This is a genomic window from Limnospira sp. (assembly GCF_051859755.1).
GTDB lineage: Bacteria > Cyanobacteriota > Cyanobacteriia > Cyanobacteriales > Microcoleaceae > Limnospira > Limnospira fusiformis.
The window spans coordinates 1-13823 of record NZ_JBIMLI010000138.1; the positions used below are offsets into that span (position 1 = coordinate 1).

Consider the following 13823-nt stretch of genomic DNA (forward strand, 5'->3'; position numbering starts at 1 on the left):
TCGCCACCATACTTTCATAATCTGATACTGAAAGGCGGTCTGATATCTTTGTACGTTGATTCCCTAGCGGGTTCCCCCCTACGGCTACCTACGGCTATCGTGTTGGCTTTGAAACATACCCTCCCCCCATAACCGGAACAAGCACTATTGGGGAAGTGACCGCCGTGATAGCAGTCAATGGTGACGAACGAACCGATAGGCTTGCCCTTGACGGGTATCACAAGGGAACCACCCTATCAGCGTCCGGTTATGGGAGTGATATGGGTATTTGACAGATTGATTAAGTTGTGCTTGTTGACTGAGTAATCATCCTATTGAGAGAATTATTTTCCTGTGTTAGGACTAGCTTATGAGTAATATCTGAGTAATTAGGTAGGATAACCATTATAGGCAACTCCCGCCACAGTAGATATATCAACGTTTTCGGTTTAATAGCGGGGAGCGGATTTGAACCACTGACCTTCGGGTTATGAGCCCGACGAGCTACCAGACTGCTCTACCCCGCGCTGTATGAATACAGTATAAACCAACAGCGGAGAAATTGCAACCCCTAAATCATAATTAATTCTCCGCTAACCTCTAAGCGCTTAAAATTATTGAGACTCATGAACTTATCAGCGAGGTTTTCAGCCATTGTGGGAGTAATCCAACCCATCTGAGTGAGTAGATGAATAGCGATCGCATATTTAGCACGATTCGCCCCATCCATAACCTTAATCGCCAATCCCATACCTTCACCGACCCGACCCACGCACTGGACTCCCTCAGCCCCAGACTTACTGATGAGTTCCCCTTGTGTTAATCGCATCAATTCGGTATCAAAATGTCCCTCACAGGCGACAAACTCGGGGTGATGGGTCATAGATCGGACAATGCGTTCCATGTCCAAATTATCACCGGAAGCCAACTGAGCATATAAAGTCGCGATCTGAGACAATTCCATCTGATAAGTTGGGGCTCCGCAATCATCCCTAGCGCCGACAAACTCATCTCCGGGAATACCCAAAAGTTCTCCCAGCTTGGAGATAATCAATTGTTGCACGGGGTGTTTACGCTGTAGATAGGTCTCCAAAGGCCAGTGACGTTGACGACAGACGGCCAGCATTCCGGCGTGTTTCCCAGAACAACCATGTTCAAGGGGGCTACGTTTACCTTGAGGAATAGGGCATTGTAGATGAGAAGGGTCAATATCACAGCGCCACAGAATATTAAAGGCTTGTCTAGCCTGTTCAATCTGTCCGTGATGGGAACTACAAACGATCGCCAAATCACGGTCAGTCAAATCATAACGTTCTAAAGTGCCAGTGGTAGTAATTGCCAAAGCCTGAAAGGGCTTCAAAGCCGACCGAACAAAAGTAGAAGTGTCTGGACTACCAGCCAGAAACAGAAGTTTACCCCGGTTATCACAAACGGCGGCTTGAATGCGATGGACGGCTTCTGTAATCCCCTCGCGCAACAATTTAACTTCCAATTCCGCTGTGTGTGTACGTTTTCCCCTTGTCATATTTTCCGAATCAATAATAATTTTAAATGCCGATCCAAATCATCCCTCCCATAGCCACAACCAACCCTAAACCATAGCAGGTTTGTTGAAGTCGGTATAGGAGGGGTTGCACCTGATGGGTAATAATTAACCGGTCTTGGGTGATAAATTCAGGAGTTTTTACCCAAGTTTGACCGTCATACCATCCCGACTCCTCATAAAAAACCGTTGGACTAATTAAACGCGATCGGATATACCACCATCCCAAATACAACCGCAGCAAAACCAAGGCCAGAAACAGAGTGGAACCTGCGCCCGCACTCAAAATAAAATGGACAGGACTCCGTTGGGGGGCAAAACTAGCAGCCGCGACGGGGGCAAAAATTACACTGGACCATAGCCACACAGTTGCTAACTTGCCCAGATATTTCGGCCATGGTAATGTTACCCAACTAAAAAACCAAGATTCTTGGAGTTCCTGATATTCATTGATGGGAAGTTGTTCTGGGGGGACGGGGCAGACTGAAACAGAAACCTTTCTCATAAGTATTTTTAGGGCTTAGGGTTTAAGTCAGTGCAGACCAGCTAATTTTTTCAGCATGACCCCAGAAGGCTTCTAAATTATAGAACTCTCGTTCCTCTGGTAGCAAAATATGGATCATGACATCACCATAGTCTACCACTATCCAAGAACCTTCGCTTTGACCATCAATTCGCAGCGGTTGTCGCTGGTTTTCCTCTTCTACTTTCTGGATAATGGCTTGATGAATGGCCCTAACCTGAGTATTTGAGAACCCGGTGACAATCAGAAAGTAGTCTGCTAAGTAGGAAACTTCAGTAACTTTCAGCAGTGTAATGTTGTCGGCTTTGCGATCATCAGCAGCGATCGCCGCCGCGATCGCTGTAGCTAGGGTGGGGTCATCAACCCGACCCGTAAGGGTAGTAGACCCATCTGGTGCATATTGACTATGGCTATTATTAAACATTAAGCGATAAAATTCCCCCATTAGTGACAGGTTGGACGGATGCGATCATTCTAACAACTCGAATGAAGATCCGGTGTGCAGGTATCCGGTGTTAGCTGTTAACGAGAGTTGCTGACCTCGGTAAATAGGGCTTCATATTTACTCAAAGCTAAATCAAAGCTAAATTCTTCCTCGGCGAACTTACGGCCCTGCTTACCCAAGGCCTCGACTAAGTGGCGATCGCCATATAATTTCAAGACCGCATCAGCCATAGCCTGGGGATCTTCCGGGGGAACCACCACCCCGCCGCCGCTTTTGATGACAGCCACCTTAGCCGTCCCAGTATCTGGAACCGATGCCACGATCGCCCTACCACTAGCCAAAATCACGGGAATTTTTGAAGGTAGATTAAACGCCGTGACATCTCGTTTTTGCACCACCAAACCCACATCAGCCGCCGCCAACATTTCCGGCAATTTTTCCCGGGGTTCAAAGGGTCGTAATAACACATTATCTGCCTGATGAACCTTACATAACTCTTGGAGATTTGCCAAAGCCTTAGACTCCCCTACAATCACAAAAGCAATGTCACTAATATGCTGAAGTTTAGCGGCTGCTTTAATCACAGTATCCATCCCTTGAGTTAGGGCAATATTGCCAGAATAAAGCACCACGAATTTATCGGTTAATCCGTGGGCTTGCCTAAAGGGGTTGTTTTCTTTAGGCAAAGGATGAATAAACTTGGTATCCACCCAATTAGGAATATAGGCAATTTTATCGGCGGGGACACCTTGCCGTAATAAATTATCCCTAAATCCCTCAGCGATTACACTAACTCGACTCACATTTTTATAACTTAATTCTTCGACTTTGCGGGCGGTCTTCAACACGAAGCTATCCCCCTCAACCAACTTAACCCGCATGGCTGCTTCCGAGACCATATCCTGAAGATTTAACACGACCGGGCAGCGTCTAATGTTCGCATATACAGCCACAGGCAAAGATACAAGTAACGGGGGAATTGTGGCAAAAATCACGTCAGGTTTCCAGCCTTTAAATGCTTGTACAATACTGGTAGTAATAAAACTCCCATCTAACATCAACCTAGCTTTTAAGCCTGGTTTAGGTCCTTTAATCCAAATAAAACTCCGCTGAATTTCTACGCCATTTCTCTGTTCAGTCAGATAAAATTTACCCTGATATTCTGGATAAACGCGACGTTCTGGATAATTAGGCATTCCGGTAACTACCCGCACTTGATGACCCCGTTTAACTAAACCTTCAGCCAGTTCAGTCATTAAGGGAGCAATACCAATGGGTTCAGGATAGTAGTTGTAGGAATAAATTAGGATCCGCATAATTTTCAGCTCATTTTGAGGAAATAAATTCAACTATCTTCATCTCAGTATCTTCTAGGTTTTAGGGTCAGAAGTACCTCAATAGCGATATGATCATCGGTTGGTTGAGTGGTACTGATACCAACTCCTTGGACTGAGTTAAGTAGGCTAATGGTTCTCCTTGGTAGGGCGACAGCAGGCGCAGCTAGAAGGTAGCTTGTCGCCCAGGACAGTAGGTTTTCCATATCTAAGTAAACATAACTGTGTAATGGTTCTGGTAAAGATTTGGTAATTTTCTGAAATCGGGTTGTTTCTGTTAGGGATGGATTAGGAACCTGAGTCATGGCTTCAACGACAGGACCACCAAAGGCGACAAATAGGAGATTAGGGGTTAGCCATCCATGTCCGAACAGAGTTCCTTGTTGGGGGTCATTCCATTCGGTTACTTCGATCCCTTCAATGGTTCGCTGTTCGACGTTAACGGGGGGATTACTTTGGGCGATAATCTCATCAAGTTGGTCTAAGGTGTTTTGGGCGATCGCCTGATTACTGGTTTCTAAGACCAATGCGCCGCCTAATCCCAGGGGGGCGAGAATCCCTTTTTCGGAGGCGATCGCCGCCAGGGCGAATTCTCCATCCATCCAACCAAATACTTCCTCATCTGCATCAAGTTCAATAGCGGCCAATCCATACCTTATCTGTTTTACCATGTCTTGAATACTGGGATCAATTTGGCTTTGGTCAACCAATTTTAACCACAGTGCATTAATTCCCTGACTATTCACCATAGCAACAGTTTCTGAGGGAAATCTGGAAAGAATTTGACCTACTTGGGGGGAGGAGTTAACGGGGGTTGGCGATCGCCTCTGCTGCATTATCCCTCTCATCCTAAATCCTGTTGGTTCTACCCCTAAACTCACCATGGCAGATTTAATTGGGGCTAATTTAGATACCCGACTCCAAGATTCCCAAGACGAGTCGGAAAACTCGGATAATTTGTCTAAAAATAGGTTATAGTCTGCCACAAAAATAGTGATTAAGGGCATGGGAACCATGTGGGATTCGGTAGGAAATGGTGCTGCGGACAAGGGATAACTAATATCAGTTGTGGCTTGATTGGCGGTTTCGGCTGCGTTTATACCTTTCCACAATTCGGCTAAGTTAGGTTCTCCAAAACTCGTGTCGATCGCTTTTTGGATGGGTTCGGGACTAGCTGCTACTAACAGGCGATCGCCCACTCTAGCTATATGGTATATTTTACCACTATCCTCCCCATATTCATAAATAGTAATACCCCGGTATTGTGGCGGTTTTCCTGACACACTGACTTCCGCATTTAGCCGACTCATAAACTGGTTAGCCCGCCAATTATTTTTAATAGCTAATATCATGAGTAGATCAGCATCTTCCGACTTTTCTGAGGGCAACACACTCACTAAAATTCCCCCTAGCCAAGGTTTAATATCTCGGTCAAAATTTAGGGAAGTTCCGGCTAAACTCTGTTGTTTAATACTTGACAAAAACTGATTTATATGATACCTACTCTGCTGATTACCAAATTGTCTTAAATAATAGAGTGCCGATGGATTAGGGGTAACAAAAACCGCCATGAGTGCATTTTCAGGAACCAATCGAACGCTGTCTTCTGGGCTATAAACCCTTACTCGCAGGGTTCGCAGATAAAGCAACGCCGCCACCGTCCCCGTAAAGGCGATCGCCACAGCAGCCATAATCAGTTTAGACTTTTTTAAGGTCATGTTCAAAGTTGATAGTTGACAGTTGACAGTTGACACTTGGCAGTTAAAAATTATTAATTATTAATTATTAGTTGACTTCATGAAAGTAGCAATTACAGGAGCCACCGGATTTGTGGGTTCACATCTGGTCCAACAACTCCACTCCCTAGGTTATCAAATTATCGTGCTTACCCGTAACCCGGACAGAGGGCGGCGGGTGTTTCCCGTAGCCAACTACCCCCAACTAGAGATTGTGGGCTATACTCCCACCGAGTCAGGTTCATGGGAAGATGCGATCGCAGGCTGTGATGGTGTAGTCAACCTAGCCGGAGCCCCCATAGCCGATGAACGTTGGACAGAAGCCCGGAAACAGGAACTATACCAAAGTCGAGTTATCCAAACCGAAAAACTTGTCTTGGCTTGCACCAAAGCCACCCGACAACCTCAAGTTTTAGTCAGTACCTCCGCCATAGGCTACTACGGAACCAGTGAAACAGCCACCTTTGACGAAAGCAGCCCCCCAGGAAACGATTTCCTAGCCAACCTCTGTCAGCAGTGGGAAGCAGCAGCCGCCCCGGTGAAAAACAGTGATATCCGTTTAGTGATCCTACGATTTGGTATTGTACTCGGTATGGGAGGTGCTTTGGGCAAAATGCTCACCCCCTTTAAACTATTTGCCGGGGGACCCCTGGGCAGCGGTAAACAGTGGTTTTCCTGGATTCATATTAGCGATTTAGTTAATCTAATTCGCTTCAGCTTAGAAAATCCCCAAGTTGAGGGGGTTCTTAATGCTACCGCCCCTAACCCCGTCCGCATGAACGAACTATGCCAACAAATGGGCCAAATTATGAATCGTCCTTCCTGGTTGCCTGTGCCTAGTTTTGCTCTGGAAATGCTATTAGGAGATGCTGCTATCGTAGTATTAGAAGGCCAACAGGTGTTACCATTACGCCCCCAATCCTACAATTTTCCATATCAATATTCTACGGTGAAACCAGCCCTAGAGGAGATTCTCGCCTAATGTCTCGATCTGACCCATCCACCGCCCATTTCCAACGTGCGCGCAGCAGTTTACAGCAGGCGTTAAAGCGTTATGGTCAAATGCGCCGCCAACCAGACCCACGGGGTAGCCAACTACAAGCTACAGTACAGGAACAGCTTGATACTCTGGCTGCTAATTTGGAAAAACTAGACCAGGGGTTAATTCGGATCGCCGCTTTTGGTTTGGTTAGTCGTGGAAAGTCGGCGGTTTTGAATGCTTTGTTGGGTCAGCGAGTCCTACAAACTGGACCAACTCACGGGGTCACGCAATGGCCGCGGTCTGTGCGCTGGACGGTGAGACCGGAAGAAATACGGGAAGTAGAACCCATTGATGTGGAGTTAATCGATACCCCTGGACTTGATGAAGTCGCGGGCCAGATTCGGGGTGAAATGGCGCGGGAGGTTAGCCGTCAGGCGGATTTGATTCTGTTTGTGGTGTCGGGGGATTTGACCCGCACCGAGTATGAGGCGATCGCAGAGTTAAAACGTACCCAAAAACCTTTGATTATCGTATTTAACAAGATTGACCTTTACCCCGAATCTGAACAGGAGGCGATTTATCGGAATTTGGAAAAGTTGGCGGTGAGGGGTTCGGCTATGGTTCCCTCCTCTATAGAAATTGTCCGGGTCGCTGCTGAACCTACCCCCCTACAGGTGCGGGTAGAATGGCCAAATGGCCGCACTACTCAGGAATGGGAGTCGCCACCGCCTCAAATTCAAGAGTTACAGCGGGCGATCGCTACTATTGTTTATCGGGAAGGGCGATCGCTTTTGGCTTTAAATGCTTTGGTTCAAGCGCGGGAAGCTGACCGAGCGATCGCACGCCAGACTGTTCGTTTACACCGTGCCGAAGCCGAAGATTTAATCTGGAAGTTTACCCAATATAAAGCCATAGCCGTCGCTATCAATCCCGTCGCCTTTTTAGATGTCGCGGGCGCTTTTTTCGCCGATTTGCTGTTAATTCGCGCCTTGGCTAAGTTGTATGGGTTGCCTATTACCAGTTATGAGGCGGGGAAATTATGGCGGCAAATTTTGGCCAGCTCTGGGGCGATTTTATTGGGTGAAATCGGTAGTGGTTTACTCCTAGGAATCGGCAAAACTGGCGCGGTAGGAGTGGCTAATTTTCCCGGCTATGCAGGAGCCGCTATTACTCAAGCTGCGATCGCTGGTTATGGTACTTATGTTGTCGGTCGCGCCGCCCAGGTTTACTTAGAACAGGGTTGCACTTGGGGGGAATATGGTATTGATACCGTCATTCAAGAGATTATTAATCAGTGCGATCGCGAGACGGTAATTTATCGTTTACGACAAGAATTTGATGATTTTATTGGATAGCATGAATATTCTACACTTACAGCCCGAAACTATTGCCACCATTCAACAAATGTCTGAACCGGAAATTAAAGAACTTGAGGCGTTTGTGCAATTCCTCGCCTGGAAAAAATGCCGAGAATCAACAGAACCCTCTTCCCCCCCTGAATATAGCGCCTTAGTGCCTTCGGTTCCGGGGAATATTACCTTAGCTTCAGAATCTCCCCCTACTCTCACTCAAGAAAATTGGCATAAGGCTTTAGAAATGATCACCCAAGAACGTCTCAGTCAACTGCGAACACTACACCATCGCTTGAATTCTCCCTAGAAACCTAGACAATCACTGCGGGCTATGATATAATTCCATGATATGCTATCATATAAACTTCCCATCATACTCCCATGATAGGCTTAGTCAGCTTCGCCTATAAGGGAGTACCAGTGGTTGATTTGAGTTGAGCTAATAACTACTCAAAGCGCGAAACTCTCAGCACTGGTAAACTCACCCTAATTCATTCACAGATTCTTATAGCAGAAGGTATTGACCGTGTTGAGATTTTTACAGTTTCTCATTCAGGCTATTGAACCTTTTTTAGTTCCTATATGCTTTGTCGTCGCTTGGGGGTTGATGTTCCTCACGATTTGGAATGTCGGAGCAGCGATCGCCCAGACCATCAAAAGAGCTAAAATCATGCATCAAATCCCCTGTGCTAACTGTAGCTTTTTTACCGGAGATTATCGCCTTAAATGTCCCGTCCAACCAACTATAGCCCTTTCCGAAAAAGCGATCGACTGTCCCGACTACGAATCCAAATAACGTAGAAGATCAAGACCCTGCTACATCAACCAAAACTTTTAAAGTTCCCCGCTTTTGAGCATGGTTAAAGGCAGCGATCGCATCATCTAAGGAATATTTAGCCTGAATCAAAGGTTCCACATCAACCCGAAATTCTGCCAAGAGTTGCAAAGCCGGAACGAAAGGACCGCAGCGGGAACCTAGCAAAGTAATCTCATCTACCACCAGAGAAGATACATCAATAGTCAAATTTCCCGTATATGTGCTTTTTAAGACCAGAATACCACGCGATCGCAAACTCCGACGGGCGATCGTAAATCCTTCAGGATTGCCAGTACATTCTACCGCCAAATCAAAACTCCTGTCAACTACAGCATCAGCAAATCCCGTTTTAATACCCCTATTTTCTAATAATTGTAACTTGTCGCGATGACGACCTACAGCCAACAAATCACAACCCGTTAAAGCCAAAGTTTGAGCGATTAGTTGTCCTAGTTTGCCATCTCCGACCACTAAAACCCGCCATTCCGGGTGAATAGATAGCTGTTGCTGAATTTCCAGCGCCGCCGCAATGGGTTCCGTGAAAGTCGCCGCGTCCGTAGAAACACTATGGGGAACTAAATGTAAATTTTGCACTGGAAGCGTGAGATAATCAGCGAATGCACCATTACGGTTAACTATACCCAGAACAGTGCGATTTTCGCAGTGGGTGGGTTGTTGAGTCAGGCAAAATCTACATTTCCCACAGGCGGCGTTAATTTCTCCCACCACCCGCCGTCCCAGAAGATTAGGGGGACCTTGTTCCACCACACCGACAAATTCATGGCCCGGAATGCCTTGGTAGGGATAATATCCCCTAAGCAATTCTAGGTCAGTGTTGCAAATCCCGGCTCGCAGGACTCGCACTAATGCCTCTCCTGGACTCGGTGTAGGCGTGGGTATGTCGGTGCGGAGTTCCAGTTGCTGATGTTCCAGCCAAACTGCTTTCATGGTTCTACCTAATCAGTAACGTTTGCTATATTTTAGTCAATCTTTAAATTTACCGACAACCGGGAATTTGTCACCTAGAATAGAAGCACAGTAAATTTTTACTAAAGGGCACCACTCAGGTGGTGAGTTGGTGGGTAGCACTGATGCCGAAAAAGCTCACACAAAATATATTATCAAGGTCTGGTCTGACAATTACTACTCTTGGTCTGATGACAGTTATTTCTTTATTATATGGCTCTGTTTATTTTTTATCGAGTCATAATCTGCTGCCTTTTGTGATTAGCTTGATTTCCGTGTTAGGAGCTGCTGGAATAGCTTGGCATAGTTACCAAAAACAACAAAAGTGGCATCAAGAGAAACAGGATTTAGAGAATCATATTCAAGACCTGCGCGATTCGGGGCATTTAAAACAAACTCAGCTAGAAAAAAGTTTGCAGAATTTAACCGAAAAATTCAATAATATTGAACTGGAAAATATCCGCCTTAACAATAGTAATCTCCGCAAAGATGAATTTCTGAGGCAAACATCCCATGAACTGCGAACACCCCTCAATGGCATTATCTGTTCTCTGCAACTGTTACTTGATGAGTTATATGATAACAGTGACGAAGAAACCGAACTGCTGCAACAAGCCTATCAGTCTTCTCTGCATTTAATTAACCTCATTAATCAGGTTTTGGATTTAGCAAAAATTGAAGCGGGGAAAGTCTCAATTGAGTTAAAGCCTATTGATTTGCACGCATCTCTAACCGCTGCTATTTATTTACAGTTCGGCAATTTTCGCAAGAAAAATCTACAGCTTTACCGACAAGATTTTTTTCAAGGCATTAAAATTAAAGCCGACCCCAACAAATTAAAACAAGTTTTGATTAATGTGATTGGTAATGCCATTAAATTTACAGACCGTGGTAATATTACGATTATTACTCAACTGCGACAGGTGAAATCTAATCCCAGCGACTCCCCAATCACTATGGCAGTTATCACTGTTCAAGATACCGGAATTGGTATTGAGCCGAAAAATCAACACCGACTTTTTGAGGCATTTCAAGTAGAAAATGAGTCTAACACTAATCCTCAAGGAAGTACGGGACTCGGTTTAATGATATCTAAAAATTTGGTGGAAATGATGGGGGGTAGCATTTATTTAAACAGTCCCGGAAGAAACCAAGGAACTACCGTAGAAATTCTGCTACCCCTAGCTGATCAAGAATCGGAAATTGATGATAGTAATATTAAGTATGATTAGCCATTAATATTACCTGATTAAACTACCCTACAGATTACCAGGGAAGTACCTCACCATTAGCGTGCCAAAATGTGCCAGTATTATCTAAGTTGAGTTGAGCAATTCTGGCTAATAGTCCCTGTACTGACTCGGTGGGAGTAATCCCTGTAAAGTTAGTCATGCGGGTTCTGACTAAGCCTGGGTGTAAAATACCTACAGAAATTCCTCGGGGTTTTAAGTCATGGGAGAGAGATTTTCCCGCCATACTTACGGCTACTTTAGACATTCGATAACCATAGGAACTCCCAGAGGTATTGTCACCAATAGAACCCATGCGACTGGTGATTATAGCAATTTTTGAGCCAGACTGGAGGTGAGGGAGTAAAGCCTGAGTGACTCTCAAGGGTCCCAAGGCGTTGACTTCAAACTGTTGGCGGATACTATCAAAATCCAGGTTTTCCAGGGTGTTACGCTTTAAAATACCCGCGTTGTTAATCAGTACATCAATAGTGCTACCTTTTAAATTGGAGGCTAACTTACTGACGGCTTCTGGGGAGGTGATATCACACCCAGACTCGACTCGCACCCCTAATTGTTCTAATTCGGCGCTAGAATGGCGACAGACTGCAATCACAGTTTCTTGGCGATCGCATAATTGACGACAAAATTCTAAACCAATTCCTCCGGTAGCACCCGTAACTAAATAAGTTGCCATTAGGATTCAATTATCAAACTCTCTTATCTTGTTGTAGCGGGTTTGGCGATGTTTTGAGTAGGCGATCGCCAAAATTTTTCAAATTTAGCTACCTGAACACTTATATAATCAGATATATAATCAGATATATAATCAAAATACATAATTCCCATAAACCCTGATCATCAATATGATAGAAACCGCAACCTTTGCAGCCGGATGCTTTTGGGGAGTCGCCGACAAATTTAGTCAGATCAACGGCGTGATAGAAACCGTCACCGGATATATGGGGGGACATTTTCCCCACCCATCTTATTTAGACGTAGCCGCTAGAATTACGGGTCATGCAGAAGTCGTACAGCTTCAATATAATCCTGATGTAGTTTCCTACGAACAACTATTAGAAGTCTTTTGGCAAATTCATGACCCCACCTCCCTAAACCGCCAAGGTCCTGACCGAGGTGAACAATACCGATCAGCAATTTTTTATCATAATTCCCAACAGGAACAAATCGCCAGAAAATCCAAACATCAACTGCAAATATCAGGAACCTATCCGCGACCTATTGTTACCGAAATTAAACCCGCATCCGAATTTTACCCCGGTTCCGGTGGTCCCTAAAATTAGATACTATATCGCCAATCAATCCACTGCGTCAATGGTCATCATGATCAATTCTCAGAAGACCTCCTAGCAGTAATTTCAATTATATATGGGTGATAGCTATTAGGTTCATAGGAACCCACCCAAATTTCATACCTACCAGATAACCACTGACCGATAATTCCTGGGTTCATACCAATTAAGTCATCATTACACCAACTCCCCCCCGGTCCCCTAACCACAATTACCGTGTCTTCATTGCTTTGAACCGTCAGACTCAGATGGTTAAAAAACTCAGTTAAAACCAGGGTATGGTCTGGCTTTTGATCCACATAACCGATACAGGGACCCGTTGGCGTTTCCTCTCTACCCGCAATATCTTGACTCCTCACCGGACCCCCACTCAGTCCCCTAAGAATCATTGGATCTGGTTCAAAATTCGGTGATAGCGTCACGTTTTCAAACATTACGGTTGGGTTAGAACCCTGAGAATAAGCCACCCCTGAACTATTGACAAATAACCCAACAACTGCCACGATTGAGCTAAATATTATGCTTTTGGTTGGCTCAATTTCCATCAGTCTGTCTCCTTATATCACACAATTTGAGATAACTATATTATAGTTATAATTAGCTTTTAATTATCCGGCTATCATCCCCATGGCCCTGGGGAAGGTCTGGTAGCGCTATTTGAGACTTACAGAATCATGAATAATAGCTGATTAATAGCTATCCCGATTACAACAATCCCCTGTCTTATGTTGAAGACAGGGGAATCATAATATACGGAAGTTACCTAACTTCTAGTTGTATCAAGTCCGTTTTAGCTAGGTGTTATTGACTGATTAAACGGACTTGATATTTACCATGTTTGACGTTGTGTAATTAGAGCGGCAATTAACATTTTTACCAGTAAATAAATGCCAATATTTTTTAGCAATAATTATCCTGATAAATAGTCACTCTAAACAGTATTAATTTTCCCCAAACACATCTTTCTTAAACTCGCGCCACTTATTAACCAGTTCTTCCCGAGTTTCGCTCCGCAGTAAATAGCGATAGACAAACCATCCAGAGAATCCAATTCCCACCATTTCTAAACTGGGTTTAACTAGGGGGATTTGATTAATAATATCAATCACCCCAACTAACACCCGCAGCGTTACAAACAACACAATAATCAGAATTACAGTTGTTAGCGGACGGTAGTATTCACTGAAAAACTTACTAAAGTTTTCTGGTAAATTCGAGAAAAAGTCCAGGACTTTTTCTTTAATCGCTGTTACATCTACTTCCGGCATATCTACACCCCCCTCAAGTGTGGGTTCGGTAGTTATAGCAGCAGGTTGAGCAGCGGCTACAGGTTCCGGTTTTGGTTCCGGTTTTGGTTCCGGTTTTGGTTCCGGTTTCGGTTCTGGGGGTTTAGCAGCCACAGGTTCTGGTTTCGGTTCGGCTTTGGGTTCTGGTTTTGGTTCTGGGGGTTTAGCAGCCACAGGTTCTGGTTTGGGTTCTGGTTTGGGTTCTGGTTTGGGTTCTGGGGGTTTAGCAGCCACAGGTTCTGGTTTGGGTTCTCCGGTAGTTCTCAAAGCTAGACGGCATGGTTATGATGGCCAGGGAACCTTTATCATTCCTGATGC

General features: G+C 44.9%; 16 protein-coding genes and 1 tRNA gene. 6 read left to right on the forward strand and 11 right to left on the reverse strand.

Annotated elements, in window-relative coordinates; genetic code table 11:
* Positions 1–432: 432 nt before the first annotated feature.
* The 6 genes from ACTIE0_RS19340 to ACTIE0_RS19365 all read right to left on the reverse strand — a co-directional run bounded on the left by ACTIE0_RS19340 (position 433) and on the right by ACTIE0_RS19365 (position 5542).
* Positions 433–506, reverse strand: a tRNA-Met gene (locus ACTIE0_RS19340).
* 44 nt (positions 507–550) lie between these two features.
* The gene (locus ACTIE0_RS19345) at positions 551–1504 is read right to left on the reverse strand and encodes an asparaginase (RefSeq protein WP_006669933.1); all 954 of its coding nucleotides are present in this window, start codon (positions 1502–1504) and stop codon (positions 551–553) included.
* Between the two features lie 22 nt (positions 1505–1526).
* On the reverse strand, positions 1527–2027 hold the full coding sequence (locus tag ACTIE0_RS19350) for a CGLD27 family protein (protein ID WP_006620520.1): 501 nt from the start codon (positions 2025–2027) through the stop codon (positions 1527–1529).
* A 22-nt stretch (positions 2028–2049) separates the two neighbouring features.
* Positions 2050–2490: a ribosome silencing factor gene (rsfS, locus tag ACTIE0_RS19355; protein WP_006620519.1), complete on the reverse strand. Its 441-nt coding sequence runs from the start codon at positions 2488–2490 to the stop codon at positions 2050–2052.
* Between the two features lie 77 nt (positions 2491–2567).
* Positions 2568–3806 (reverse strand): glycosyltransferase family 4 protein, encoded by a 1239-nt coding sequence (locus ACTIE0_RS19360; protein ID WP_006669932.1) that lies wholly within the window; start codon positions 3804–3806, stop codon positions 2568–2570.
* Positions 3807–3850: 44 nt separating this feature from the next.
* Entirely contained in the window at positions 3851–5542 is a 1692-nt protein-coding gene (locus tag ACTIE0_RS19365; RefSeq protein ID WP_006669931.1) for a DUF3352 domain-containing protein, read from the reverse strand.
* A 79-nt stretch (positions 5543–5621) separates the two neighbouring features.
* Here ACTIE0_RS19365 and thyD point away from each other — a divergent pair, with 79 nt between their 5' ends.
* The 4 genes from thyD (at position 5622) to ACTIE0_RS19385 (ending at position 8690) form a co-directional block, all read left to right on the forward strand.
* On the forward strand, positions 5622–6542 hold the full coding sequence (thyD, locus tag ACTIE0_RS19370) for a thylakoid membrane protein ThyD (RefSeq protein WP_006669930.1): 921 nt from the start codon (positions 5622–5624) through the stop codon (positions 6540–6542).
* Positions 6542–7897 carry a GTP-binding protein gene (locus ACTIE0_RS19375; protein ID WP_006620515.1) on the forward strand — a complete coding sequence of 452 codons (1356 nt, stop codon included), beginning with the start codon at positions 6542–6544 and terminating at the stop codon, positions 7895–7897. The genes thyD and ACTIE0_RS19375 overlap by 1 nt, the downstream gene beginning before the upstream one ends.
* A gap of 1 nt (position 7898) precedes the next feature.
* The gene (locus ACTIE0_RS19380; RefSeq protein ID WP_006620514.1) at positions 7899–8201 is read left to right on the forward strand and encodes a hypothetical protein; all 303 of its coding nucleotides are present in this window, start codon (positions 7899–7901) and stop codon (positions 8199–8201) included.
* Positions 8202–8420: 219 nt separating this feature from the next.
* On the forward strand, positions 8421–8690 hold the full coding sequence (locus ACTIE0_RS19385) for a hypothetical protein (RefSeq protein WP_006620513.1): 270 nt from the start codon (positions 8421–8423) through the stop codon (positions 8688–8690).
* A 9-nt stretch (positions 8691–8699) separates the two neighbouring features.
* Here ACTIE0_RS19385 and ACTIE0_RS19390 read toward each other — a convergent pair whose 3' ends face one another.
* Positions 8700–9659, reverse strand: coding sequence for an MDR/zinc-dependent alcohol dehydrogenase-like family protein (locus ACTIE0_RS19390; protein ID WP_006620512.1), 960 nt, complete (start codon positions 9657–9659; stop codon positions 8700–8702).
* 209 nt (positions 9660–9868) lie between these two features.
* Here ACTIE0_RS19390 and ACTIE0_RS19395 point away from each other — a divergent pair, with 209 nt between their 5' ends.
* Positions 9869–10909 (forward strand): sensor histidine kinase, encoded by a 1041-nt coding sequence (locus tag ACTIE0_RS19395; protein ID WP_006669928.1) that lies wholly within the window; start codon positions 9869–9871, stop codon positions 10907–10909.
* Positions 10910–10943: 34 nt separating this feature from the next.
* Here the strand turns inward: ACTIE0_RS19395 and ACTIE0_RS19400 are convergent, their stop codons facing one another.
* Together ACTIE0_RS19400 and ACTIE0_RS19405 are read right to left on the reverse strand one after the other, a co-directional pair.
* Positions 10944–11603, reverse strand: coding sequence for an SDR family oxidoreductase (locus ACTIE0_RS19400; RefSeq protein ID WP_006620510.1), 660 nt, complete (start codon positions 11601–11603; stop codon positions 10944–10946).
* 23 nt (positions 11604–11626) lie between these two features.
* Positions 11627–11755 carry a hypothetical protein gene (locus ACTIE0_RS19405; protein WP_006620509.1) on the reverse strand — a complete coding sequence of 43 codons (129 nt, stop codon included), beginning with the start codon at positions 11753–11755 and terminating at the stop codon, positions 11627–11629.
* 17 nt (positions 11756–11772) lie between these two features.
* Between ACTIE0_RS19405 and msrA the strand changes: the two genes are divergently transcribed.
* Complete coding sequence (gene msrA / locus ACTIE0_RS19410; protein WP_006620508.1) at positions 11773–12204, forward strand: peptide-methionine (S)-S-oxide reductase MsrA; 432 nt, start codon at positions 11773–11775, stop codon at positions 12202–12204.
* A 50-nt stretch (positions 12205–12254) separates the two neighbouring features.
* On the opposite strand, the gene ACTIE0_RS19415 is transcribed toward msrA, so the two are convergent.
* Positions 12255–12764, reverse strand: a complete 510-nt coding sequence (locus tag ACTIE0_RS19415) for a hypothetical protein (protein ID WP_006669927.1) — start codon at positions 12762–12764, stop codon at positions 12255–12257.
* Between the two features lie 396 nt (positions 12765–13160).
* Positions 13161–13772 (reverse strand): CAAD domain-containing protein, encoded by a 612-nt coding sequence (locus ACTIE0_RS19420; protein WP_439516955.1) that lies wholly within the window; start codon positions 13770–13772, stop codon positions 13161–13163.
* Between the last annotated feature and the right edge of the window lie 51 nt (positions 13773–13823).